General features: G+C 69.3%; 17 protein-coding genes. 2 read left to right on the top strand and 15 right to left on the bottom strand.

Going from position 1 to position 24,157, the window contains the following annotated elements:
- Nucleotides 1-4 precede the first annotated feature (4 nt).
- Together ACIREO_RS04450 and ACIREO_RS04445 are read right to left on the bottom strand one after the other, a co-directional pair.
- Nucleotides 5-1,225: a glycosyltransferase family 2 protein gene (locus ACIREO_RS04450; protein WP_404104889.1), complete on the bottom strand. Its 1,221-nt coding sequence runs from the start codon at nucleotides 1,223-1,225 to the stop codon at nucleotides 5-7.
- Between the two features lie 243 nt (nucleotides 1,226-1,468).
- Nucleotides 1,469-2,650, bottom strand: a complete 1,182-nt coding sequence (locus tag ACIREO_RS04445; RefSeq protein ID WP_404104887.1) for an acyltransferase family protein — start codon at nucleotides 2,648-2,650, stop codon at nucleotides 1,469-1,471.
- A gap of 421 nt (nucleotides 2,651-3,071) precedes the next feature.
- Here ACIREO_RS04445 and ACIREO_RS04440 point away from each other — a divergent pair, with 421 nt between their 5' ends.
- Nucleotides 3,072-5,087, top strand: a complete 2,016-nt coding sequence (locus tag ACIREO_RS04440; protein ID WP_404104884.1) for a glycosyltransferase family 2 protein — start codon at nucleotides 3,072-3,074, stop codon at nucleotides 5,085-5,087.
- Nucleotides 5,088-5,146: 59 nt separating this feature from the next.
- Nucleotides 5,147-5,746 (top strand): dTDP-4-dehydrorhamnose 3,5-epimerase, encoded by a 600-nt coding sequence (rfbC, locus tag ACIREO_RS04435; protein ID WP_404104881.1) that lies wholly within the window; start codon nucleotides 5,147-5,149, stop codon nucleotides 5,744-5,746.
- Between the two features lie 93 nt (nucleotides 5,747-5,839).
- On the opposite strand, the gene ACIREO_RS04430 is transcribed toward rfbC, so the two are convergent.
- The 13 genes from ACIREO_RS04430 to ACIREO_RS04370 form a co-directional block, all read right to left on the bottom strand.
- Nucleotides 5,840-6,634 (bottom strand): class I SAM-dependent methyltransferase, encoded by a 795-nt coding sequence (locus ACIREO_RS04430; protein ID WP_404104879.1) that lies wholly within the window; start codon nucleotides 6,632-6,634, stop codon nucleotides 5,840-5,842.
- Between the two features lie 176 nt (nucleotides 6,635-6,810).
- Nucleotides 6,811-7,695, bottom strand: a complete 885-nt coding sequence (gene rfbD / locus ACIREO_RS04425; RefSeq protein WP_404104877.1) for a dTDP-4-dehydrorhamnose reductase — start codon at nucleotides 7,693-7,695, stop codon at nucleotides 6,811-6,813.
- Entirely contained in the window at nucleotides 7,692-8,678 is a 987-nt protein-coding gene (gene rfbB, locus ACIREO_RS04420; RefSeq protein ID WP_404104874.1) for a dTDP-glucose 4,6-dehydratase, read from the bottom strand. The genes rfbD and rfbB overlap by 4 nt, the downstream gene beginning before the upstream one ends.
- Nucleotides 8,675-9,742, bottom strand: coding sequence for a glucose-1-phosphate thymidylyltransferase (locus tag ACIREO_RS04415; RefSeq protein WP_404104871.1), 1,068 nt, complete (start codon nucleotides 9,740-9,742; stop codon nucleotides 8,675-8,677). Before ACIREO_RS04415 ends, rfbB begins: the two co-directional genes overlap by 4 nt.
- A gap of 149 nt (nucleotides 9,743-9,891) precedes the next feature.
- Nucleotides 9,892-11,127: a glycosyltransferase family 2 protein gene (locus ACIREO_RS04410; protein WP_404104868.1), complete on the bottom strand. Its 1,236-nt coding sequence runs from the start codon at nucleotides 11,125-11,127 to the stop codon at nucleotides 9,892-9,894.
- A gap of 135 nt (nucleotides 11,128-11,262) precedes the next feature.
- Nucleotides 11,263-13,308 (bottom strand): hypothetical protein, encoded by a 2,046-nt coding sequence (locus ACIREO_RS04405; RefSeq protein WP_404104866.1) that lies wholly within the window; start codon nucleotides 13,306-13,308, stop codon nucleotides 11,263-11,265.
- 130 nt (nucleotides 13,309-13,438) lie between these two features.
- Nucleotides 13,439-14,941, bottom strand: a complete 1,503-nt coding sequence (locus tag ACIREO_RS04400; protein WP_404104863.1) for a D-ribitol-5-phosphate cytidylyltransferase — start codon at nucleotides 14,939-14,941, stop codon at nucleotides 13,439-13,441.
- Nucleotides 14,942-15,291: 350 nt separating this feature from the next.
- Nucleotides 15,292-16,734 (bottom strand): GTPase ObgE, encoded by a 1,443-nt coding sequence (gene obgE / locus ACIREO_RS04395; protein ID WP_404104861.1) that lies wholly within the window; start codon nucleotides 16,732-16,734, stop codon nucleotides 15,292-15,294.
- 139 nt (nucleotides 16,735-16,873) lie between these two features.
- Entirely contained in the window at nucleotides 16,874-17,131 is a 258-nt protein-coding gene (gene rpmA / locus ACIREO_RS04390; protein WP_404104859.1) for a 50S ribosomal protein L27, read from the bottom strand.
- Nucleotides 17,132-17,145: 14 nt separating this feature from the next.
- Nucleotides 17,146-17,466 (bottom strand): 50S ribosomal protein L21, encoded by a 321-nt coding sequence (gene rplU, locus ACIREO_RS04385; RefSeq protein ID WP_018551604.1) that lies wholly within the window; start codon nucleotides 17,464-17,466, stop codon nucleotides 17,146-17,148.
- 373 nt (nucleotides 17,467-17,839) lie between these two features.
- Nucleotides 17,840-21,877, bottom strand: a complete 4,038-nt coding sequence (locus ACIREO_RS04380; RefSeq protein ID WP_404104856.1) for an Rne/Rng family ribonuclease — start codon at nucleotides 21,875-21,877, stop codon at nucleotides 17,840-17,842.
- Nucleotides 21,878-22,106: 229 nt separating this feature from the next.
- Complete coding sequence (locus ACIREO_RS04375; protein WP_404104853.1) at nucleotides 22,107-22,886, bottom strand: TIGR03936 family radical SAM-associated protein; 780 nt, start codon at nucleotides 22,884-22,886, stop codon at nucleotides 22,107-22,109.
- Nucleotides 22,887-23,008: 122 nt separating this feature from the next.
- Entirely contained in the window at nucleotides 23,009-24,142 is a 1,134-nt protein-coding gene (locus tag ACIREO_RS04370) for a hypothetical protein (RefSeq protein ID WP_404104851.1), read from the bottom strand.
- Nucleotides 24,143-24,157 lie beyond the last annotated feature (15 nt).

The following is a 24,157-nucleotide window of genomic DNA, read 5'->3' as shown; positions in this document are numbered from 1 at the left end:
GGCCTCAGTGCGCCCGGTGCGGGATGCGCCCGGCGGACCGGGCCGCCCTGCCCGCCCTGCGCACCAGACGGCGGGTGATCGAGGTGACGGTCTGCTGCTTCGGCGCCTCGATCCGCCTGCCACCGATCCATTCGGTCACGGTCAGTTCGTACGCGGAGGCGGGCAGCCCCGCATCCTCGCCGAAATGCGGGTAGGCGAGGTACGCGCTGCCCCGGAGTCCCTTGCGGACGACCTCGGGCACATTCTTGTCCGCTATGAACCTGAGGATGTCCAGGAGCAGATCGAGCCGGCCCCCGGCCACACAGGCCAGCCGCAGCCGCTCGTTCACCTTGAGGCGGCGGCCCAGTCCCGGCGACCAGTAGGCCTTGATCAACGGGGCCGCCAGCTCCATCTTCTCCGCACGGACCGCCTCGGACTGCCGCAGCAGGGAAGGGCCGAACTGCGGGAGCAGGGTGATGGCGAAGGGCCGGACCATGAGGCCGTCCCGCTCGGGCCCCGGGGGCACCTGCTCCGCGATGAGCCCGGCCAGCGCCCGGGCGGAGTCGAAGCGCAGCCGGTGGCTTCCGCTCTTCGTCACGTGCTTGCCGTCGTCCCGGCCCACCAGGTAGTAGCAGGTGTAGTCGGCGACGACGGACACCCCGTCGCCGCGAAGGTACGCCTCCATGGTGAAGAGCGCGTCCTCGCCGGTCTTCAGCCCTTCGTCGAAGGTCAGCCCGAGCCGCACGAGCATCTCCCGCCGGAAGAGCTTCTGCGCGCTCAGAGTGAACTTGATGTGCGAGGAGAAGAGGTCCGCCCGCTCGACGGTCTCCTTCCACATCGACTTCGGCGCTCCCCGGTTGACGCCCACGACCTTGCCGAGCACCACGTCGGTGCCGGCCCGGTCGCCCATCGCGACCAGCCGTTCGAGTGCTTCCTCGCCGAAGTAGTCGTCGGCGTCGAGGAAGAAGACGTAGCGTCCCCGGGCCAGCCCGAGTCCGACGTTGCGCGGCCCGCTGGGCCCGCCGGAGTTCTCCTGGCGGATGACCCGGGTCTCGATGGAGGTACGGGCCGCGAACTCCTCCAGATACTCCCCCGTGCCGTCCGTGGACCCGTCGTCCACGGCGATGATCTCGATACGGTCGGTCGGCAGAGTCTGTGCCTCCACGGACTCCAGGCAGCGGATCAGGTACGGCATCGCTTCGTAAGCGCCGATCACGACACTGACGTCTGGTGTGTTACTGGTCATTGTTCCCCGTCCGCATCACTCGGGAGAACACAGGCTCCACCGGATACCCACGTGTGTTCCCCTCCCCGATAGAGGACGGGCAGTCTCTGCACAAGGTTGCGTCGAAAGGGCGACTTTTGTTCACCTGGGCGACGTCTCCTGCACGCCCGGACATCGCCTGACTTGCCGGGACCCGGGGACCCGGGGACCCAGGGCCGGCCGAGCCGGGACAGGGGCAGGGACGCCCCCGAGGCGGATCCGGCGTCAGTGGAAGCGCGGCCCGCTCACGCTTTCCAGGCGCCCGGAGGGTTCCCTTCCCTCCGCGCTGCTCCCGTGTTCCGGCTCCGCCGCCCTTCCGCTCCGCGGGGACGGTCCCGCGGGTGAAGCGGAACCTGCGTCCTTGAGCCGCATCGCCGGACGCTCCACCAGGTGCCAGGAGAGCATCGCGGCCGCCGCCGCACCTGCCAGCGACATCGCGAGGTACGGCCAGAAGCCCCAGCGCGCCAGCCCCAGCGCGACCAGGGACTGCTGCACGACGAAGCCGTAGATGTAGATGCCGTACGAGTAGTCGTGGCGCGCGCCGATGCGCCGGAACGGCGCCGGGAGCCGGATGGCGAGCCACAGCAGCAGGTAGGCGAAGGCCGGCAGGCCGACGACGAAGAGGTAACCGAAACGGAGACTGCCGAGCAGGACCAGGGCCGACGCCACACCCAGGACGTCGCTGACCGGGATGCGCTCGCGGTACAGCTCGATCAGTGTGCCGAGGGCAAAGGCGAAGCTGAGGTAGAGGACGACGTCCGGGTCGAACCGGCCCGTCACCTCGAAGAACTCGATGGCTCCGTGGTACGTGGAGTCGTCGAAGCCCGCCCAGAACGGGGTGTGGACCGCGTCCCGAAGGATCAGCCAGCCCAGCACGGCGACGAGGAGGAGCACGACCGGCCGTGCCCGCGCGAGAGCACCGGTCACAGCGAGCAGGGCCACCCCGATGTAGCAGAGCACCTCATAGCGAAGCGACCACAGGGCGGCGTCAAAGCTGGGGCTGTGCGCGAGGCCCGAATCGCCGGCGGCGGCCACCACACCGGAGACGTCGTTCTGCCGTGGCGCGACGGCCCAGTTGGACGCCATGTAGTCCAATGGTCCGCGGCCGTGGCCCCAGAAGCCCTCCAGCCCGCCCTGCTGCCTCCAGTACAGGAAGGGGGCGACCACGAAGGCGGTCACCGCCAGACAGACCCACAACCCAGGCAGCAGCCGCAGCGCGCGATGCCACAGGAAGCGCCCCAGCGACAGCCTCTTGCCACTGCGCGTGACGAGGATGCCGGAGAGCACGAAGAAGCCGTAGACGGACAACTTGCCGAGGTCGGTCTGCCCGTGACTGAAGTGATGGCCGAACTCGCTGTCCCCGAAGCCCAGGACACTCGCATGGGAGACGACGACGGCGGAGGCCAACGCGAGCCTGATGACCCCGAGGCTGTTGTTCCGACCCGAGAAACACTCCGCCACAGAACCCTGTGACCAGCGTGGACGGCGGATACCGTGGTCGATGCGCGAAGAGATAGGCGGTCTCCCAGAACAGCTGAGCGGGGCGCCCGTGCACCGGGTTCCGCTCACCGGGCGTGTATGAGAACGAGCGAACGCCAACGTACACCGGCTACGTTCCGTCACGTCCACCGACGAGAACCCGGAGCACTTCGGATGAAGCCCGAGCCACCGGCACGTGACACCGCGCCAACAGATATCCGAACTGTTCGATCCGGACAGCCGCTAGAGTACTCCGGGCGGTACCCCTGCCTCGAAACCGGCCGCCAGCTTCAACCCCCCACCTTGTCGTCCATGTTCTCAGAGATGGGGCACAGTAGTGTCAGTCAAAGTGAGTGTCGTCATTCCGGTTTACAATCCGGGCAAGTACATCGATCCGTGCATCGATTCCCTGCTGCGTCAGACCCTCCCCTCGAATGACTTCGAGGTCCTTTTCGTCAATGACGGGTCGACCGATGACACCCGCGAACGGCTCGAGGCGCTGGCGACCGAGCACCCGCATTTCCGTGTGATCACCATTCCGAATTCAGGATGGCCCGGAAAGCCCCGCAACATCGGAGTGGCCGAGGCCGAGGGCGAATACGTACAGTTCGTCGACCAGGACGACTACCTCGCCACCGAGGCCCTGGAACGCCTCTACGCGATCGGGCACAGGAACAGTTCCGACATCGTCATCGGCAAGGTCGCCAGCAACTTCCGCGGTGTCCCGCACGGCGTCTTCAAGACGACCCGCGAGAAGTGCACGCTGCGCGACGCCCCGTTGTACGACAGCCTGACCCCGCACAAGATGTTCCGCACGGAATTCCTCCGCGAGAACGGCATCGCCTACCCCGAGGGCAAGCGACGGCTCGAGGATCAGCTCTACATGATGCAGGCGTATTTCCCCGCGAAGGCCGTCTCGATCCTCGGCGACTACACGTGCTACCACTACTCGAAGCGCGATGACGGGAAGAACGCCGGTTCAGCAAAGATCGTCCCCTCCGGCTATTACGGGAACCTCCGCGAGGTCCTCGATGTCGTCGTGGAGAACACCGAGCCCGGAGACTTCCGCGACCTCCTGCTGCGCCGCTTCTACCGCGTGGAGATGCTGGGCCGTCTCAGCGAGCCGGCCGTCCTCAAGTACACGCCCGAGTACCTCGACGAGATGTGCGACGCGGTCGAGGACGTGGCCAAGGACTTCATGCACGACGGTGTCCACGAAGGACTGGGCTCCATCCAGCGGCTGCGCTCCACGCTGCTCCGCAACGACGACCGCCAGGGCCTCCTGCGGATCGCCCGGTTCACCCGGGCCGTCAAGGCGGCGGCCCGCATCGAGGAGTTCGCCTGGCAGCCCGACGGCCGGATCGCTCTCACCGTGACCGGCCGCCTCGTCCATGGTGACGACCGGGCACCGCTGAAGCTGCTCCGTCGCGACGACCGCTACTTCCTGCACCCCGACTTCACCGAGGGGCTGCTGCCGGACGGCGAACTCCTGGACGTCACGGACGACATCGGGAAATACGCCGGGGAGATGTCTCTGCGTAACCGCGAGACGGCCGTCGAGTGGTCCTGCCCGGCGAAGTTCACGACCGAGATCGAGGATCTCGGTGACGGCACCTGCGAAGTGGTCCTGCACGGCTCCGGCCATGTGTCCTCGGAGGCAGTCAAGGGACGCGGCCGCGTCTCCCGCGGTTTCTGGGACGTATGGGTACCGCTGCGCGGCCTGGGCCTGGTGCGCAAGGCGCGGCTCGGCGCGGACCGTGCGGAGCATGTGGACGCCGCGTGCCTGCCGGCATCCCTCGGCTCCCCCGCCCGGGCGGTCATTCCGTACTTCACCGACCCGCACGGCAACCTCACGCTCGATGTGGCCCGCCGCGGCAAGAAGCTGGCCACGTACCTCGAAGGCCGTCCGGTCCTGCTGGTACCGAGTAACAGGCCCGAACTCCGGCTGGGCCTTCTCACCGTCGCCGCGACGGCCCAGTCCTCGGCTCAGCTGGTGCTGTCCTCGTCCGACGCCTCCCACACGTTCCCCACCGCGCTGGTCCCCACGGAAGGACGCGCCCACCTCCCCCTGCCCACCCGGGCCGCGGGCGTCCCGGCCGGTACCTGGCAGCTGTCCGTGCGTCTGGACGGCCCGAAGAACGCCGCACTCCCCCTTTTCGAGGTCTCCGTCGACGCCCGCGGCCGGATCAAGCTGCCCGTCGGTCTGGCCGAAGCCGACCCGGACCTCGTGAGCCGGGTGGTCTCCAAGCGCCGGAAGGTGACCGTACGGCGTTCGCTGCGCACGGTCGGCGGCCGACTCGTGCGCCGTCTCCCCGGCAGGGCCCGCAAGAGCGTGCGGCGCCTGGCGGCGCGGATCGTCGGCTGACCGGACGTCTCCTCCAGCACCTGAACCAGCACCAGTACGAGTACAAGGACGTGATCACCATGCGGCAGCTTTCCATCCCGGGAGCCCTGGTCCATGAACCGAAGGTCTTCCCGGACAGCCGCGGCAGCTTCCACGAGTGGTTCCAGGGCGCTGGCTTCGCAGAGGGGGCCGGACACCGGCTGCGGCTCGAACAGGCCAACTGCTCGGTGTCCAGCAGGGGAACCCTCCGGGGGATCCACTTCGCCGACGTACCGCCGAGCCAGGCGAAGTACGTCAAGTGTGTGCGGGGCGCGGTTCTCGACGTCATCGTCGACATCCGGGTCGGCTCCCCGACGTACAAGCAGTGGGAAGCCGTTCGCCTGGACGACGTCGACCACCGGTCCGTCTACCTCGCGGAAGGCCTCGGCCACGCTTTCATGGCTCTGACGGACGACGCCACGGTCGTGTACCTGTGCTCGGAGGGCTACTCCCCCGGCCGCGAGCACGGCATCAACCCCCTCGACCCGGAGCTGGGCATCGAGTGGCCTGCCGAGGTCACCCCGCTGCTCTCCGACAAGGACGCCGCGGCCCCGGCCCTGGCCGAAGCGGAGAAGCAGGGCCTCCTGCCCTCGTACGAGGACTGTCTCGCGTACTACGCGGAACTGCGCTCCCGCGACTGATCCACGGAAGCGGCGGAAGACGGGAAGCCCCCGGTCCAGAAATACGGACCGGGGGCTTCCCCGTGCGTGAATGCGGAGATCGGCCTCTTCGGCTCAGACCGCCTTGGCCTCCATACTCTTTCGCAGCGGAGCGAAGGCCGACCGGGGGCGGCGGAGATTACGCGCCCGGGCGAGCACCGGCCAGAAATCCGCACCGAGGAGAACCTCGGGCTTGACGGCGTTTTTGCGCACCAGCACCTCGTCGGGCACATTCTGCGGATCGGGTACGACGTACTCCTCGATGATCTTGTCGTACGCATTCTTCAGGACGGTGCTGCCGGGGTCGGCTCCGAAGACCACCACTACTCCGGTGGGCTCCGTGTCCACTTCCACGACCAGCAGGTCGGGACGGAAACGGCGCAGCACCTCAGCGACCTTGTAGACGTCTCCGGTCCAGAATTTCGTATGCCGGTCCCTGGCCGCCTCGTCCACGTCACGCGGGAGCATGTCGTCAAGGACGATCACGCTCGACCAACGCGAGTGCCGCTCGACATTCATGAAGTCCCGCAGCGCGTACTCGAAGAGGTGCATGCCGTCGATGAAGGAGAGTTCCAGCTTCGGATCGGCGCCGAGCACATTGAGCGGGTCGCGGCGAGCCAGGGCCCGAAACGGATTACGCCCGTTACGCAGGTGCAGCAACGGGTCCTTGCGTGCGAAGAAATCATCACTCGTGGCCTTGACCAGGTGAACATCGCAGCTGATGTCCGTCACCACACGGAAGGCCGGATCGACGGCAACGGAGGGAACCCTGGAAAGGGCCAGGCTCCTGCCGTCGTTGACGCCGATCTCCAGATAGTTCCGGGGACGGTAGACACGGTGCAAGGACCGAAGAAACTCATGGCGGTTCACGTGGAGCAGCCCTTCGACAGGGACCAACTGGCCTGGTTTTCCGAAGAAGCTATCCCATGAATGTGTCCTACGGCAGCCTTTCTGTACGACATTCGTGAGCTGGGGCCCAGGTAAGGCAACGGCCGGGCTTCCGTGGGGAAATGTCCCGGCCGTTGCCGCTGCCGTCGGCGGGAGGTTCAGTGGCGTTCGGCTGCGACCAGTACGGGAAACGCCTGCTCCAGCGCGGAATGCCAGTCGCCTATCGGCTCGATCCCGGCAGCCGCCCAGCGGTCATGCCCCAGCACGCTGTACGCGGGGCGCGGAGCCGGCCGCACGAAGGCCGCACTGGTCGTGGGGCGCACTCTCTCGGGATCGGCACCCAGCAGCCCGAAGATCTCCCGGGTGAGGCCGAACCAGGTCGTCTCGCCGCCGCTGGTGCCGTGGTAGACACCCGCTGGAGCGGTCCCCGTGAGCGCTGCCTGCCCGAGCTGAACGAGCCGGTCCGCCAGATCGACGGTCCAGGTCGGCTGACCGCGCTGGTCGTCCACCACATCGAGGGTGTCCTTGATGCCCTCCAGCTTGATCATCGTGCGCACGAAGTTCCCGCCTCCCGCGCCGTACAGCCAGGCCGTCCTCACGACGTACCCGGTGTCCGGCAGGATGCCCAGGACCGCGCGCTCCCCGAGCAGTTTGGTCCGTCCGTACGCGCTGCGCGGCCCGGTGGGGGCGTCCTCGGTGTACGGCTCCTCCGCGTCCCCTGCGAAGACGTAGTCGGTGGAGACCTGCAGCAGCACGCTGCCGTGCTCGCGGCATGCTTCGGCGAGGACCTCGGCGCCTCTGCCGTTGACCCGCAGGGCGGCTTCCTCCTGGGTCTCGGCGTCGTCGACGGCCGTCCAGGCGGCACAGTTGACGACCACGGCGGGGCGGTACTTCTCGAACCCGGCCCGGACCGAGGCGGGATCGGTGATGTCCACATCGCCACGTCCCGCGGCGACCGCGGTGACGTCCTCCCCGGCGAGCCGGGCCATGACGTCCTGACCCAGCATTCCGTCGGCTCCGGTGACCAGCCAGACGGCGCTCACAGCGCGGCCCGGTCCTTCAGCGGCTCCCACCAGGCGCGGTTGTCGCGGTACCACTGCACGGTCTCGGCGAGGCCCTGCTTGAAGTCCTTACGGGGCACGTAGCCGAGCTCCTCCCTCATCTTGGTGCAGTCCACCGAGTAGCGGCGGTCGTGGCCCTTGCGGTCCTCGACGTAGGTCACGCTGGTCTCCCAGTCCGCGCCGCAGGCCTCCAGCAGGAGGCCGGTGAGCTCCTTGTTGGAGAGCTCGGTGCCACCGCCGATGTTGTAGACCTCGCCGGCCCGGCCCTTGGTGCGGACGAGCTCGATCCCCTGGACGTGGTCGTCGATGTGCAGCCAGTCGCGGACGTTGGCCCCGTCGCCGTACAGCGGCACGGTCTTGCCGTCCAGCAGGTTGGTGACGAAGAGCGGGATGACCTTCTCGGGGAAGTGGTGGTGCCCGTAGTTGTTGGAGCACCGGGTCACCCGGACGTCGAGACCGTGCGTGCGGTGGTACGAGAGGGCGATCAGGTCGCTGGACGCCTTGGCGGAGGAGTACGGCGAGTTGGGTTCGAGCGGGTGCGTCTCAGGCCAGGAGCCCTCGTCGATCGACCCGTAGACCTCGTCCGTCGAGATGTGCACGAACGTCTTGATGCCGGCCAGGTACGCGGCGTGGATCAGGGTGTGTGTGCCCACGACGTTCGTACGGACGAACTCGGCGCCGCCGTCGATGGAACGGTCCACATGGGACTCGGCGGCAAAGTGCACCACCTGGTCGTGCTCGGCCATCAGCTTGCCGACGAGCTCGGGGTCGCAGATGTCCCCCTGCACGAAGGCGAAGCCCGAGTGGTCACGAACCTCGTCGAGGTTGGCCGGGTTACCCGCGTAGGTGAGCTTGTCGAGCACCGTGACCGCGACATCGCCCGGCCCCTCGGGGCCCAGGAGGGTACGGACGTAGTGGGAACCGATGAAACCGGCCCCGCCGGTCACCAGGATGTTGGTCGTCATGAGGAGATCTGCACCTTGCTGTGGTCGCCGAGGACAAGTCGGTGGGCGGAGGGGCTGCGGGGCGCCGGGGTCACTTCGACGTTACGGCCGATGAGCGACGCCTCGACGCGCCTGACTCCGACGATGGACGCGTCCTTCAGGACGATTGAGTACTCGATCTCGCTGTCCGCGATGTTGCAGCCTTCGGAGACCGAGGTGAACGGGCCGACGTAGGAGTCGCTGATCACCGAGTCCGCGCCGATGATCACGGGACCCACGATGCGGCTGCTCGTGACGCGCGCCCCCGGCTCGATCCGCACACGTCCGATGATCTCACTGTTCTCGTCGACCGTCCCCTCCACGGAAGGCTCCAGGGTCTCCAGGACGGAGCGGTTGACCTCCAGCATGTCGGTGACGTTGCCGGTGTCCTTCCAGTACCCGGAGATGGTCGTCGAGCGGACGTCGCGCTGCTTGTCGATCAGCCACTGGATGGCGTGGGTGATCTCCAACTCGCCGCGCCAGGACGGCTCGATCGAACGCACGGCTTCGTGGACCGCGGGGGTGAAGAGATAGACGCCGACGAGCGCCAGATCGCTCTTCGGCACCTTCGGCTTCTCCTCGAGCGAGGCCACCCGGCCCTGGTCGTCGAGTTCCGCGACACCGAAGGCGGTCGGGTTGGGCACCTTCGTCAGAAGGATCTGAGCCTCGGGGCGCTCCGCGCGGAACTCCTCGACGAGTCCGGAGATGCCGCCGACGATGAAGTTGTCGCCGAGGTACATGACGAAGTCGTCCTCACCCAGGAAGTCGCGGGCGATGAGCACCGCGTGCGCAAGGCCCCGTGGCTCGTCCTGTGGGATGTACGTGACGTCGATGCCGAGCGCGGAACCGTCACCGACAGCCTCACGGATCTCCGGAGCCGTGTCACCCACGATGATGCCGACATCGGTGATCCCGGCCTCGGCGATGGCTTCCAGACCGTAGAAGAGGACCGGCTTGTTGGCCACCGGAACCAGTTGCTTGGCCGACGTGTGTGTGATGGGACGCAGGCGGGTGCCCGCCCCGCCGGAGAGTACGAGAGCCTTCACGTTGTCCTGTCCCGATGGTGTGTGCCGGTCCCGTGCAGGACCAGTAATTTTTATGCAAGTTTATCTCTGCGTTCATCCGCCGCCCTTTCGCGAGAGGCCGTGAGAGCCATCCGAGGGGTGACGGGCCATGCACCGGCGCCGCCGGGACCTCAGCCCACGCTCATGCGCACACGCCAGCGCCGCAGGTCTTTGCGCGCCCGACGGGCGACGCGCCGCAACGTGGACGGCCGTGGCACCGGCCCCGGCGGACTCTTCGGTCTTTCGACCCGGCGGCTCCCGTGCCAGTCCGGCACGGTGACCTCGTAGTCCGCGTCGCGGAGGCCGGCACTCCTGTCACGGAAGTGAGGAAAGGCAAGGAAGAGCTTGTCGCCGCTCTCCGAGCTGACCAGTTCCGGAACTTCCTTGGCCTGCAGGAACCTCAGCACGTCAGCCAGCAGGTCGAGACGTCCGTGGGCCACACAGACCAGTCTCAGCCTCTCGCCCACCTTGATTCTGCGGGCCACACCATCGGTCCAGTAGGTCTTCATCAACGGAGCCGCGAGCTCCATCTTGTGTTTCTGTTCGCTTTCCCGCTGATTCAGGATGCCCGGGGCGAACTGCTGGAGCAGTCCGACCGTGAAAGGCCGCACCATGAGGAGATCACGCTTCGGACCGGCCGGCTCCAGTCTGTGGATGAGCGCCATCATGGCTTCCATCGCTTCGAAACGCAGTGTGTAACTGCCCCTCTTGGTGGCGTGGTTGCCGTCGTCGCGGCCGACCAGGTAATAGCAGGTGTAATCGGCGATGACCGAGACACCCGCTCCCCGCAGATACGCCTCCATGGTGAAGAGGGCGTCCTCACCTGTCCTGAGGTCCTCGTCGAAGCGCAGCCCGAGACGATCCAGCAGCTCACGCCTGAAGAGTTTCTGCGCGCTCAGCGTGTAAATGACCTTGGAATGATGGACGTCGACACGCTCCTGGGTCCGCGACCACATCGACCGGGGTGCTCCCCTGTTGAGGCCGACCACCTTGCCGAGCACCACGTCGGTACCGGCCCGGTCCGCCATCTCGACCATGCGTTCCAGGGCCTCGTCACCGAGGTGGTCGTCCGCGTCCAGGAAGAAGACGTAGCGGCCGCACGCCCTGCCGATTCCGACATTGCGGGGACCACTCGGACCCCCTGAATTCCTCTGCCTGATCACTCGGGTGGGAACCTGCGAACGGGCCGCGAACTCCTCCAGGTACTCCCCGGTGCCGTCGGTCGAGCCGTCGTCGATCGCGACGATCTCGATGCGATGGGCGCCGATGGTCTGCGCCTCCACCGATTCGAGGCAGCGCACGAGATACGGCATCGCGTCGTACGCACCGACAATGACACTGACATCCGGAATATGTGTGACGTTCACACAAACAGAAGACAGCCGGAACGGGCCAGTGGTTGTGCGACGTCACCCACCCGGTACGTGACTAGTAACACAAACGGCCCAGTAGCACCCTCGTCTGGGCTACTGGGCCGTTCGGTCGGACAGATGCGGCGTCGATCAGCCGCCCACGGGTTCGCCCAGACTCCGGGCGACACCGATGTTGCGCGCCTCCGCCTTGGCGGACAGATCCTGGACCGCCTTGTCGAACTGTTCGATGGAGGTGGGCTCGTCGGGGCCGAGCAGATACTGCTTCAGCTCACGCCGGGCCTCTCCCAGGGAGTCGGCCGCCGGGTCGGTGACGGCGGCCATCAGCTCGTCCAGCTCGGTCGCCGAGTTCGAGAGGATCACCGCGGCGCGTACCGCGGTGTTCTGACGCCGGAATTCCTCCACGCCCATCGCGGCCGAGTCGGTCACCGCGTACGGCTTGCCGCTCGCGATGAAGTCCGAGACCACGCTGGAGATGTCCGAGACCATGGCGTCCGACTCGTTGAAGCAGTCGTACAGACGGGGCGCGGCCCCGACGATGACCTTGTGCTCCCACCAGCCGGTCGAGCGCCAGTAGGCGTCGTTCCACTCTTCCCTGAGCTTCGCGGTCTCCGCCTCGATCTCGGGGTCGACCTTGGCGTCCCGGGACTGCTCGGCCTCGTCCCTGTCGGTCTGCGAGCTGCCGGCGAGCTGGGACAGCCGCGTCTCGATACGGAGCATCCCGGCCCGCGCCTCGGCCTGACCGGCCCTCAGAGTGTCCCGCTCCTTCGCCCACCGGGGGTCGGCGGCGCGTTCGGCCGCGGCCTGCTCGATCATCGCGGTGATACGAGCGTGCACGGCCTTCGCCTGGCGGCTGCGGGTACCGGTGAAGGGGTGCGGCTTGTAGAGCACCCGGACCGGCTGCTCGGCGGTGAGCAGACGCCTGACGATGTTCTCGCCCGCCAGCAGCAGCGAGGTGTTGCCGGGGTTGTCGTCCCAGCCTTCCCAGGTGGGGGCGTACAGCACGGTCGGGACCGAGTTCTTCGGGGCGCCGGTCCACGGCTTGATCGAGGCGAGCTGGGGGCGCCCCACCTCGACGATGTCCTCGTCGCGGATCCCGACGTCGGCCAGTGCGTAGCGGTCCCGCCCGGCCTTCCCCGCGGTCCACACCTCGTCGTACACCTTGCTGTACGGGTTGACGCTGGCGAGCTTGTCGCTGTCGCCGTGGCCGATGAAGACGTGCTTCATGGTCGGGACCCGCAGCATGTGGATGTTCTTGCCCACGTTGGCCGCGTACAGGGCCACGCGGACCGACGAGAGGTCCAGGTTCATCAGGTGGACCCCGCCGGGCACGCAGAGCACCGGCACCGAGGTCATGGCCAGCTGGGGGACGATGTTGCGCTCACGCAGGAAGATCAGCGGCCGCCCGCCGAGCTGGGTCATCGTCTCCAGCCACATGTTCACCTGGTACGCCGAGTCCTTGGACCCGGAGAAGTACATGATGACCGTCGGCCGGTAGCTGCCCAGCCAGGCGTCGACCGCCGCGAGGACCTTGGTGTCCGGCGGGGCGAGCCGACTGGGGCGCACGTAGGGCAGCAGCGCGGCGAGGTAGAGGATCGCCAGGCCGAGCATCAGCGCCAGACCGGCGTAGGCGATGGCGGTCCTGCCGGTCTCGATGGCCACCAGCACGCCGATCAGCCCGAACAGGTCCAGGTGCAGCATCTTCTCGGCCGGACGGCTCATCAGCCTGCGCGGCGGGGCGCTCCCGATGGCCACGGCGCTCAGATCGATGTTCCGGGTGACCACCGGCAGCTTGCGGCGCAGCCGGATGAGGGTGACCATCGCGCTCTGCGGCGCCTGGAGCCCGTAGAAGGCCAGCAGGCAGGCCACGGTCACGTAGAAGAGGGGCGCCTCGCCGTAGCCCATGCGCGAGAGCAGCAGGACCAGCAGCAGCTGGCGCACCAGGAAGCGGATCGAGAGACCCGCGCGCACCGCGGCCAGCCGGTTGATGAGATAGCTGCCGCAACGGTGCAGATAGTTGTCCGCCGCATACGTCACGAAGGCGGCCGCCGCGAAGAACCACAGGTTGGGAACTATCGCCGCGACCATGACGCAGGGGAAGCCCAGACCCAGGAGAAGCGCGGCGGCCAGCTCCGAACCACTGCCGACACGAGCCAAACGAATGGCTTTCGAAATCACGAAGTACCGCTCCTGAGAATGCCGACTGAATGACCTTGCGGGGAAATTGTGAAGAGCGCCTGCACGCACTCGGACCCCGCCGGATTCGCCCTTACGGCGAACCGACGGGGTCCGAATAGTCGATCACTGATTATGACACATCGATCTGACGGTCCAGTACCGAGGCCAGGGCCTGCTCGAAGCCCGAGGCCTCGCTCGCGCCCCGGGTCGGGTCCTGCTGACGGACGTCGATCACATGGCCGGTCATCTCGGACAGCAGGACGTCGACCGACGTACGGGCCACGGCCTCGGAGGAGAGCAGCGAGCCCACCGGCTCCTCGCCGAACGCCTTGGTCCGCATCGGCGTCGCGGTCCGCTCGGGGTTGACGCAGTTGACCCGGACCCCGTCCCCCGCCCACTCGTCCGACAGCGCCTGGGTGAGGTTCACCATGGCGGCCTTGGTGGAGGAGTAGAGGCTGTACTCGGCGCGGCCACGGGTGTAGCTGCTGGAGGTGTAGAGCAGCAGCTGGCCCTTGGTCTCCGCCAGGTACTTGTACGAGGCGCGGGCGATCTGGACGGGCGCCAGGTAGTTGACGTTCAGCGCCTCCTGGATCGTCGCGGTGTCGGTCTCCGCCAGCTTGCCGATGCGCAGCACCCCCGCGGTGTTGACCACGTAGTCGATGCGCCCCGTCTCCGCGTACGCCTTGGAGAGCGCTTCGTCGACGTGCTCCGGGTTCTCGATGTGCGTCCCGGTGGTGGAGCGCCCCAGGGCGTACACCTTGGCGCCGAACGACTCCGCGAGCGAAGCGATGTCGGCACCGATGCCGTACGACCCGCCGAAGACCACCATCGTCTTGCCGGTGAGCAGCTCCCGGTACCCCGACTCGCCCGCCGGCTGCGGAACAGCCGTCGAGGCCAGCTGGAACAGCTTGTCGGCGATGAAGACGTCGACCGGCTGGGTGACCTTCATGTTGTACTCGTCGCCCGCGACGACGTAGATCGGGACGTCCGGCAGGTACTTCAGGACGACCGAACAGTCGTCGGTGGCCTGGAAGTTGGGGTCACCCGAGGCGACCTCGTAGGCCCGCCGGATGGTCGACAGCTTGAACGCCTGGGGCGTCTGGCCGCGTCGCAGCCGGGAGCGGTCGGGTACGTCCGTGATGAACGCGCCGTCCTCGCCGTGGGTGCGGGTCACGATGATGGTGTCGGCGGACGGGATGGCGACGTCGACCGCCTGGTAGCGGTCGAGGGCATCCACGCAGTCCTTGATGACCCGCTGGGACAGGAGCGGACGCACGGCGTCGTGGAACAGGACGTTGCGGTCCTCCCCGTCGGCCAGGCCCTCGCCGAGTGCCGCGATGGCACGCTCGGTGGTCTCGTTGCGGGTCGAACCGCCCTCGATCACCTTGATGACTTTGGTCAGGCCGGCCTTCGTGACGATCTTCTCGACATCGGAGACATAACCCGGAGCCATAAGGACGATGACGTCGTCGATCGATTCGGCCTGCTGGAAGATGCTCAGAGTGTGCTCGATGACCGCTTTGCCGGCGATCTTCAGCAGTTGCTTCGGTATCGACAGACCCACGCGCTGACCGGTACCGCCGGCGAGTACGACTGCCGTGGTGCGGACTTGGGCTATGTACTGCTCAGACACAGACGACCTACCTCGCGAAGGCTGGGGAACATCCCGATGGTTACACTCTCCGTTACCATCTCGCAAGGCGGACGTCGAGTGCGCCTCACCCGGCGAACACCTGCCGTTCCCCGGCCGGGCAGGAGAAACACCCGAACCGCAGCCGTACGAGCAGGTGACCGACGCCACACGCGTGAGCGGCATGGGGCACCTTTGAGCGGGCTCCCGCACACCGGCTTTCACCCGGGCGGCCCATGCGCGCCTCCGGTGCCCCGGCGTGGGGCACTGTGACGCGCCCAGGTCCGGATGGCCCACTGCACCCGCGTCCCGCCCGGCGGACGCCTCTCCGTCGCCGGGCGGGACCTGCGTGCTCAGTCGTTGAAGGGCTTGAACCCGTCGTACTCGCGCTGCGCGACATCGGCCTCGGACTCGCGCTCACGGCGGCGCTGCGCGGCGGGGCGCGGAGCCTCCAGGCGGTGGTCCTCGCCACGGCGGCCCAGCATCTCGGCACCGGCGGCCATGGACGGCTCCCAGTCGAAGACGACCGCGTTGTCCTCGGCACCGATGGCCACACCGTCGCCGGCCCGGGCACCCGCCTTGCGCAGCCCGTCCTCGACACCGAGCCGGTTGAGCCGGTCCGCGAGGTAGCCGACGGCCTCGTCGTTGTTGAAGTCGGTCTGCCGGATCCAGCGTTCGGGCTTCTCGCCGCGTACGCGGTAGATGCCGTCCTCCTCCACGGTGACGGTGAAGCCGGCGTCGTCGACGGCCTTGGGACGGATGACGACCCGGGTCGACTCCTCCTTCGGATTGCTGGCCCTCGCCTCGGCGATGATCCCGGCAAGGGCGTACGAGAGGTCGTTGAGACCCTTGTGCGCGATGGCCGAGACCTCGAAGACGCGGTAGCCGCGCGCCTCCAGGTCGGGGCGGATCATGTCGGCGAGGTCCTGGCCGTCCGGGATGTCGACCTTGTTGAGGGCGACGATGCGCGGGCGGTTCTCGAGACCGCCGTACAGCCGCAGCTCCTCCTCGATCATGTCGAGGTCGGAGACGGGGTCACGGTCCGACTCCAGCGTCGCGGTGTCCAGGACGTGCACGAGGACGGAGCAGCGCTCGACGTGCCTCAGGAACTCCAGGCCCAGGCCCTTGCCCTGGCTGGCGCCCGGGATGAGCCCCGGGACGTCCGCGATCGTGTAGACCGTCGAGCCCGCGGTGACGACGCCCAGGTTGGGGACGAGAGTCGTGAACGGGTAGTCCGCGATCTTCGGCTTGGCGGCGGAGAGCACCGAGATGAGCGAGGACTTGCCGGCGCTCGGGTAGCCGACGAGCGCGACGTCGGCGACGGTCTTGAGCTCCAGGACGATGTCCCGGCTCTCCCCCGGCTCGCCGAGCAGGGCGAAGCCGGGCGCCTTGCGGCGGGCGGAGGCCAGCGCGGCGTTGCCGAGGCCGCCACGGCCGCCCTGGCCCGCGATGAACGTGGTCCCCTGGCCGACCAGGTCGGCGAGGACGTTTCCGGCCTTGTCGAGGACGACGGTGCCGTCCGGCACGGGCAGCACGAGGTCCTGGCCGTCCTTGCCGGAACGGTTGTCACCGGCGCCGGGCTGGCCGTTCGTGGCCTTGCGGTGGGGGCTGTGGTGGTAGTCCAGCAGCGTGGTCACGGCCTGCTCGACGACGAGGATCACATCGCCGCCGCGCCCGCCGTTGCCCCCGTCGGGACCGCCCAGCGGCTTGAACTTCTCACGGTGCACGGAGGCCACGCCGTGGCCTCCGTTACCCGCGGCGGCATGCAGCTCGACGCGGTCCACGAAGGTGGTCATGGTGGGTGCCTCCAGGTACTACGGAAAAATACGGGAATGTCTCTTGACGTAACGCGCCGAGGGCGGACCCGCTTCCCCGGTTACCGGGAAAGCTGAGATCCGCCCTCGGAAGGTGCTGTGTCGCTCGTCGCAGCCTGGATCAGGCGGCGACGGGAACGATGTTCACGACCTTGCGGCCACGGTGCGTACCGAACTCCACCGCACCGGCGGTCAGCGCGAACAGCGTGTCGTCGCCGCCACGGCCTACGCCCGAGCCCGGGTGGAAGTGGGTGCCGCGCTGGCGGACCAGGATCTCACCGGCGTTCACGGCCTGACCGCCGAAGCGCTTCACGCCGAGCCGCTGGGAATTGGAATCGCGCCCGTTCCGAGTGGACGATGCGCCCTTCTTATGTGCCATGTCTCCTCAGTCCCTTACTTCGCAGCCGCGGGGATACCGGTGACCTTGATCGCCGTGTACTGCTGGCGGTGGCCCTGGCGACGGCGGTAACCCGTCTTGTTCTTGTAGCGAAGGATGTCGATCTTCGCGCCCTTGTGGTGGTCCACGATCTCGGCCTGGACCTTGATGCCGTCCAGGACCCAGGGGTCGCTGGTCACGGCGTCACCGTCGACAACGAGCAGGGTCGAGAGCTCGACCGTGTCGCCAACCTTGGCGGTGGGAATCTTGTCAACCTCAACGATGTCGCCGACAGCAACCTTGTGCTGTCGACCACCGCTGCGCACGATGGCGTACACGCGGATCTCTCTCTCACTCGGAACGGATCCCCTGAAGCCAGCCGCCCGCACGGGCCGGAGCCCGGGACGATCCGGAAGGATGAGCGGCCTCTGCCGGCACGGGTGCGCGATGCGCGCGCCGAAGCCGGAAGGGATGTGCTCAGGGGTAGGTGCGTACGGAAACACACCGAGTGTTCAGAGTACGGACAGCCGCCTTGCCGGTCAAACCGGCCCCTGCCCGGCCGAGGAACCGCCCGGAGGGCGCGTACGAGGCCTGGGGACCGGCGGGGGCGCCGACAAGCCCGCAGGGCTGCCCTTGCGCCGCTCACACGCGTGTGTGGCCCCGCCTCGGCCGAGGCGGGGCCACACACGCTGTCACTTCACGGCCGGCCCTCTAGTCGGTCGGGGCCGTCACGGAGGGCGACGACTGCTCGGCGGCTGAGGTCTTCTTCGCCGCCGCCTTCTTCGTCGTCTTCTTCGCCGCTGTCTTCTTCGCGACCGTCTTGGTGGCCGTCGTCTTCTTGGCGGGCGCCTTCTTCGCCGTGGCCTTCTTGGCGGTCTTCCGCGCCGCGGTCTTCTTGACCGGCGCTTCCGATTCCGCCGCTTCGGTGCCCGGGGCGCCGGACTCGTCGGAGCCGGTGCCCGTGACCACGACGGCCGCTGCCTCTTCGGCGCCGGCCGGCGAACCCGCCGGAGTAGTTACCTTGCGGGTCGCCCGGCGACGGGCGCGCGGCGGGGCAGCCGGAGCGGACTCCTCGTCAGCCGCCGGGGCCTCGGGCGCGGCCGCCTCCTCGGAGGGAGCGGGCGCCGGGGCCTCCACGACCGGGTCCTCGACCGCGACGGGCTCCGCCGCGGGCTCGGCCGGATGGACCGGAGGCGTCACGTCGGCCTGCTTGGGCGAGCCCGCCGGAGCGGTCGCCTTCCGGGTCGCCCTGCGACGCGTACGCGCCGGAGGAGCGGTCTCGGCCTCCGGTGCGGCGGGAGCCTCCACCGGGGTCTCGGCCACCGGCTCGGGCTGCTGCTCCTCGGCCACCGGGGCCGCCGGAGCGGCCTCGGCCACCGCGGCGGGCGCACCGGCCGGAGCCGTGGCCTTGCGGGTCGCGCGCCTGCGGCCACGGCCACGCGACGCTGCCGCCTCGGCCTCGGCCGGGCTGCTGTACAGCTCCTCGTCAGCCACGAAATCCGGCTCGGGCAGCGCCACCGGGGCGGCGACCTCGGCGGCCACCTCGGCCTCGGTCTCGACCTCGGCCGACTGCTCGTGCTCGTGGTCCTGGCCGTGCTCGTGGTCCTGGCCGTGCTCGTGCTCGTGTCCCGCGCCGCCGCGGCCGCGCTTCTTGGAACGCTTGCCACCGCCGCCACCGGCGGCCGTGGGCTGCTCCATGTGGACGATCACACCGCGACCGTTGCAGTGGACGCAGGTCTCGGAGAACGACTCCAGCAGACCCTGGCCCACCCGCTTACGGGTCATCTGGACCAGGCCCAGCGAGGTGACCTCGGCGACCTGATGCTTCGTACGGTCGCGGCCCAGGCACTCCAGCAGGCGCCGCAGCACCAGGTCCCGGTTGGACTCCAGCACCATGTCGATGAAGTCGACGACGACGATGCCACCGAGGTCGCGCAGCCGCAGCTGGCGCACGATCTCCTCGGCCGCCTCCAGGTTGTTCTTGGTGACGGTCTCCTCGAGGTTTCCGCCCTGGCCGGTGAACTTGCCGGTGTTGACGTCGACGACGACCATCGCCTCGGTCTTGTCGATCACCAGCGAGCCGCCGCTCGGCAGATAGACCTTGCGGTCCAGCGCCTTCATCAGCTGCTCGTCGATGCGGTACGTCGCGAAGACGTCGACCTCGGAGGTCCAGCGCGACAGCCGGTCCTTCAGGTCCGGTGCCACGTGCGAGACGTAGCCGTGGATGGTGTCCCAGGCGTCGTCACCGCTGACGATCACCTTCGAGAAGTCCTCGTTGAAGATGTCCCGGACGACCCGGACGGTCATGTCGGGCTCGCCGTAGAGCAACGTCGGCGCGTTGGAGCTGCTGGTGCTCTTCGACTTCTTCTGGATCTCTTCCCACTGGCCCTGCAGCCGCTCGACGTCGCGGCGCAGCTCGTCCTCGCTCGCGCCCTCGGCGGCGGTGCGCACGATGACGCCCGCGTCCTCGGGAACGATCTTCTTGAGGATGGTCTTCAGCCGGGCCCGCTCGGTGTCGGGCAGCTTGCGGCTGATACCGGTCATGGAGCCCTCGGGCACGTAGACCAGGTAGCGGCCGGGCAGCGAGACCTGGCTGGTCAGGCGGGCACCCTTGTGGCCGATCGGGTCCTTCGTCACCTGGACGAGGACGGACTGGCCGGACTTGAGCGCGGTCTCGATGCGGCGCGGCCCGTGGGCCATGCCGAGCGCCTCGAAGTTGACCTCGCCCGCGTACAGGACGGCGTTGCGGCCCTTGCCGATGTCGACGAAGGCGGCCTCCATGGACGGCAGTACGTTCTGCACCTTGCCCAGGTAGACGTTGCCGACGTAGCTGGTGGCCTGCTCCTTGTTGACGTAGTGCTCGACGAGCACGTTGTCCTCGAGGACGCCGATCTGGGTGCGCTCGCCGCTCTGGCGGACGACCATGACGCGCTCGACGGCCTCACGGCGGGCCAGGAACTCGGCCTCGGTGATGATCGGGACGCGGCGGCGGCCCTGCTCGCGGCCCTCGCGGCGGCGCTGCTTCTTGGCCTCCATGCGCGTCGAGCCCTTGATGGACTGGACCTCGTCGAAGCCGGTGCCGAGCTCGCGCTCTGCTTCCTTCTTACGCGGCTCACGGACCTTGACGACCGTGCGCTCCGGGTCGTCCGCGCCCGTGCCCGCACCCGTGTCCTCGCCGGAGGCGTCCCCGCTGCGGCGGCGACGACGGCGACGGCGACGGCTGCTGCTGGAGCCGGAGGAGGACTCGTGCTCCTCGTCGTCCTCGTCGTCATGCGTCTGCTGCTCGTCCGCGGACCGGTCCGAGGCGGCGTCGTCCTGCTGCTCCACGTCGTCCGTGTCGCCGGCCTCACCGCGACGGCGGCGACGGCCACCACGGCGGCGACGGCGCGAGGGGCGGTCCCCGAACTCGTCCGTCTCGTCGCCCTCGTGCTCGGCGTCCGTCTCGGGCTCGGCCTCGTGGCTGTCCTCGGCGGGGGCGGCGGCCGGGGCGGACTGCTCGGCCGGAAGCGTTACCGGAGCCGCGGCCGGCTCAGTCTCGACGGCCTCGCCACGACGGCGGCGGCGACGGCGCGAACCGCCCTGGGGCGCGGCCTCGGCCTCGGCGGGGGCCGTGGTCCCGGTGGCCTGTCCGGCCTCGGCCCTGCGCGGCGCGCGGTCCTGGGGCTTCTGCTCCGCGACGGCCTCGTCGTTCTCTTCGTGCGCCGGGGCGGAACCCGCGGCGGCAGCGGCGGCAGCGGTCTCCGGGGTCTGGAACATCGGCTCGGAGAAGACGGGGGCCTGGAACACGGCCACGGCGGGGCGCGTCGCACGACGTCCCTTACGGGCCGGCTCCTCGGCCTTCCCGGTGAACTCGGGGCGGCCCGCGGCGGCGGTGGCCCGGCGGCGCTGGCGGCCTCGCGGTGCGGCTTCCTCGACCTCCTCGGTCTCGGAGGCCAGCTCCTCGGTCACTGCGGCGGGAGGGTTCTCACCCTTCTCGGCGGCTGCCTCGGCGACCTCCTCGACGGGCTGCGGGGTGCCGGCCGGAGCCGACGCCTTACGGGAGGCACGGCGGCGGGAGCGGGCCGGGGGCTCGGCCTCGGCGGCGGGAGCCTCTACGGCGTCCTCACTCCGGGCGGCCTCGGCGGCCGGTTCGGCCACGATCGCGGCCGGGGCCTCGGTGCTCTGCGCGCCCTGCGGCGTACCGGCCGGAGCCGACGCTCGGCGGCGGGCACGGCCGCGCGGCGCGGCGGCGGGCTCGGACGGCTCCGCAGGGGCTTCGGCGACCGGCTCGGGAGCCTTCACCGGCTCGGTCACGGTGTCCTGCGCGACAGCCTCGGCCTGCTGGGGGGCGCCTGCCGGCGCGGTGGCCTTACGGGTGGCGCGGCGGCGGGAGCGTGCCGGGGGCGCCTCCTCCTCGACGGTCTCCTCCGCCTCTTCTTCCTCGGCCGGGGTCTCGGCGGCGGGCTCGGTGACCGGCTCGACGACCTCGGCGGCGCCCTGCGGCGCACCAGCCGGAGCGGTCGCCTTACGGACCGCACGACGACGGGCACGCGCGGGCGGCGCGACCTCGGCAGCCGGCTCGGACGGCTCGGCGGCAGCGGCCGGTATGGCCGGCGTGACGTCCTCCGCGGCGGCCGCACCCGGCGCGCCCGACGGCGGGCCGGCGGGGCGGGACGCCGCGCGGCGCCTGCGGCGCGGCGGCAGCTTGTCCCCGGGGGCGTTGTTGTCTTCTGTGTTCCCGGTGTTACCGGGTTCGTTCGGCTCGTGCATGCGGGCGGTTCTCCCGTCGCGCTCCCGGGCGCCACGCCTGATTCCGGTCCGACGCGATTCGCGCGATGTGCGCGATACCGCCGTCCGGGGCGCGGGCGCCGCACGGGAGCTGATGTCTGGCTCGCCGGTTCCGTACGCGTCACGCACGGCCTGGCGAAAGTCTTATGGGGCGGTGCGCGGCCCGACCCAGGTGGCTCCCGAGTCCAAGGGCTGCGCTACAACGACCGCCTTACGCGGTGCCTGCACCTTCCGGCGCCGTCGCGGCGGCGGCCGGATCGGCCGTGGATACGGCCGGGGCTGCCTCGCGGTCGGGCGCGAGCGGGTCGGTCACCGTGCCGGACTCCTCATCGAAGAGCCCCTGCGCCAGCCTGGTCACCGCTGCGGGGACCGGCGGCGCCAGGTCGGCCACAACTCGGAGACCGGACAGGACGTCGTCGGGTCGCACGGCAGGTGTCACGTGCCGCACTACCAGGCGCAGTATCGCACAGGGCCTGTCCCCGGACCTATCAGGCTGTGGATCAAGAGCCTGCAGGTCCGCGACAGCCGCACGGGCGTCGAAGGTCCGCATGCCGTTCTTCGCGCGGCGCTGGACCTCGACGGTCTCGGCGCCCAGGAAGGCGGCCACGGCCTTTTCGGCGTCCTCGACGGTGACCCCGTCCAGCCGCATCTCCCATACGGAGGCGGTCAGCCGGTCGGCGAGGCCCGAGGTGTGGGCCTCCACCGCGTCGATGATGTCGAGACCGTCCGGCATCGACGCGTTGAGCAGCTCGCGGAGCGTTCCGGGATCCCGCGCCTCGCTGAGGGCGATCTCCAGGAACTCGGCCTCGCTGCCCGTCCCCGTGGGGGCGGCGTTGGCGTACGACACCTTCGGGTGGGGCGTGAAGCCCGCCGAGTAGGCCATGGGCACCTGGGAGCGGCGCAGCGCCCGCTCGAAGGCGCGCTGGAAGTCTCTGTGACTGGTGAACCGGAGGCGGCCCCGCTTGGTGTAGCGCAGTCTGATGCGCTGCACCGCCGGTGCGGGCGGCGGGCCTTCGGGCTGTCGCTTGCCCAGTGGTTCTTCTCCTCGGTGCGGGGCGGCCGCGGTGGCGTGCCGCCCACGAAATACGGGGTGCCCCGGGGTGCCGCTCCGGCTCACCCCCGGCTGACGGTTTTGTCGGCAGACAGGGAGATCTCGGACGCGGGCGCCGCGCTGGGGACAGTCGTTGTCCTACCCAGGGTACGCGCAGCGGACCCTTCGAGTTCCCGCGCGTCCGTGACCTGCGGCGTTCCCACCAGCGCGCGCCAGGCATCCCTGCGCGCCGCGCGGAGGGTCTCCCGGGCCGAGGCCAGTGCGCCGCGCGCCGCGCGTCCCGCCTCGATCGCGGCCCGTTTGACGGGCGCCCCGACCGCGTCGCGCAGGAAGTGCCCGACCGGCGTGCACACCGTGCGGTAGGCCCAGGCCACCGGCGCACCCACCAGATGCCACGCCAGCCAGGCCAGAACGCGGCCGACGGCGCGCGAGACGTATCCGGCGATCCGCCAGGCGACGCCCACGGCGGCCACGATCTCCCGGCCCACCGGGGCGAGGACCCGCCGGTACACGCATGCGACCGGCAGCACGAACAGCGTCATGACCAGCCACGCCGCACCGGTCCACAGCGCCGACGCCACGGCGGCGAGGCCCCGCCCCAGCATCCCGAGCGTCCACGCGATGCCGTGACCGACCGGAGTCAGCACCCACCGGTACGCCCACACGGCCGGCAGGACGAACAGGTGGATGACGAGCCAGGCCACCGCGATGCCGAGCGGCTTCAGTACGTAACGCCATACGCCGGTGGCGGGCCACACGAGCAGCACGGTCAACAAGGCGGTCGCCGCCGGCACGAGCAGCCGGTCGTACACCCACCGGAGCCCCTGTCCGGCCGGGGTGAGCACCGCCGTGTGGAGCCACACCAGCGGCGCGACGACCCCGTACCGGACGAGGGGGACGGCCACGTATCTCCACAGGCCCACCCAGGGCCACACCAGGAGGGCCACGGCCAGCCACACGAGGGCACGGCCGACCGGGGCGAGCACCTCGTCGTACAGCCACTCCAGCGCCCGCCCGAGGGGGCGCAGCAGCACGCGCTCCGCGACACGTCCTCCCGCGACGAGAAGGTCCCAGAGCATCCGGACCGGCAGGACCAGGACGAGCACCACGATCCTCACCGGAATTCTGACGAGGGTCGTCAGACAGCCCTCCCCGCCTTCGTACGGCGGGGGTGTGCGGTGCTTGTCGAGGTCCATGCCGGGAAGGACGCG

Origin of the sequence: Streptomyces sp. NPDC102441 (assembly GCF_044765585.1) — a bacterium.
Taxonomy (GTDB): Bacteria; Actinomycetota; Actinomycetes; order Streptomycetales; family Streptomycetaceae; genus Streptomyces.
The sequence above is the reverse complement of the archived record's forward strand: the minus strand, read 5'-3'. Positions and strand labels throughout refer to the sequence as shown.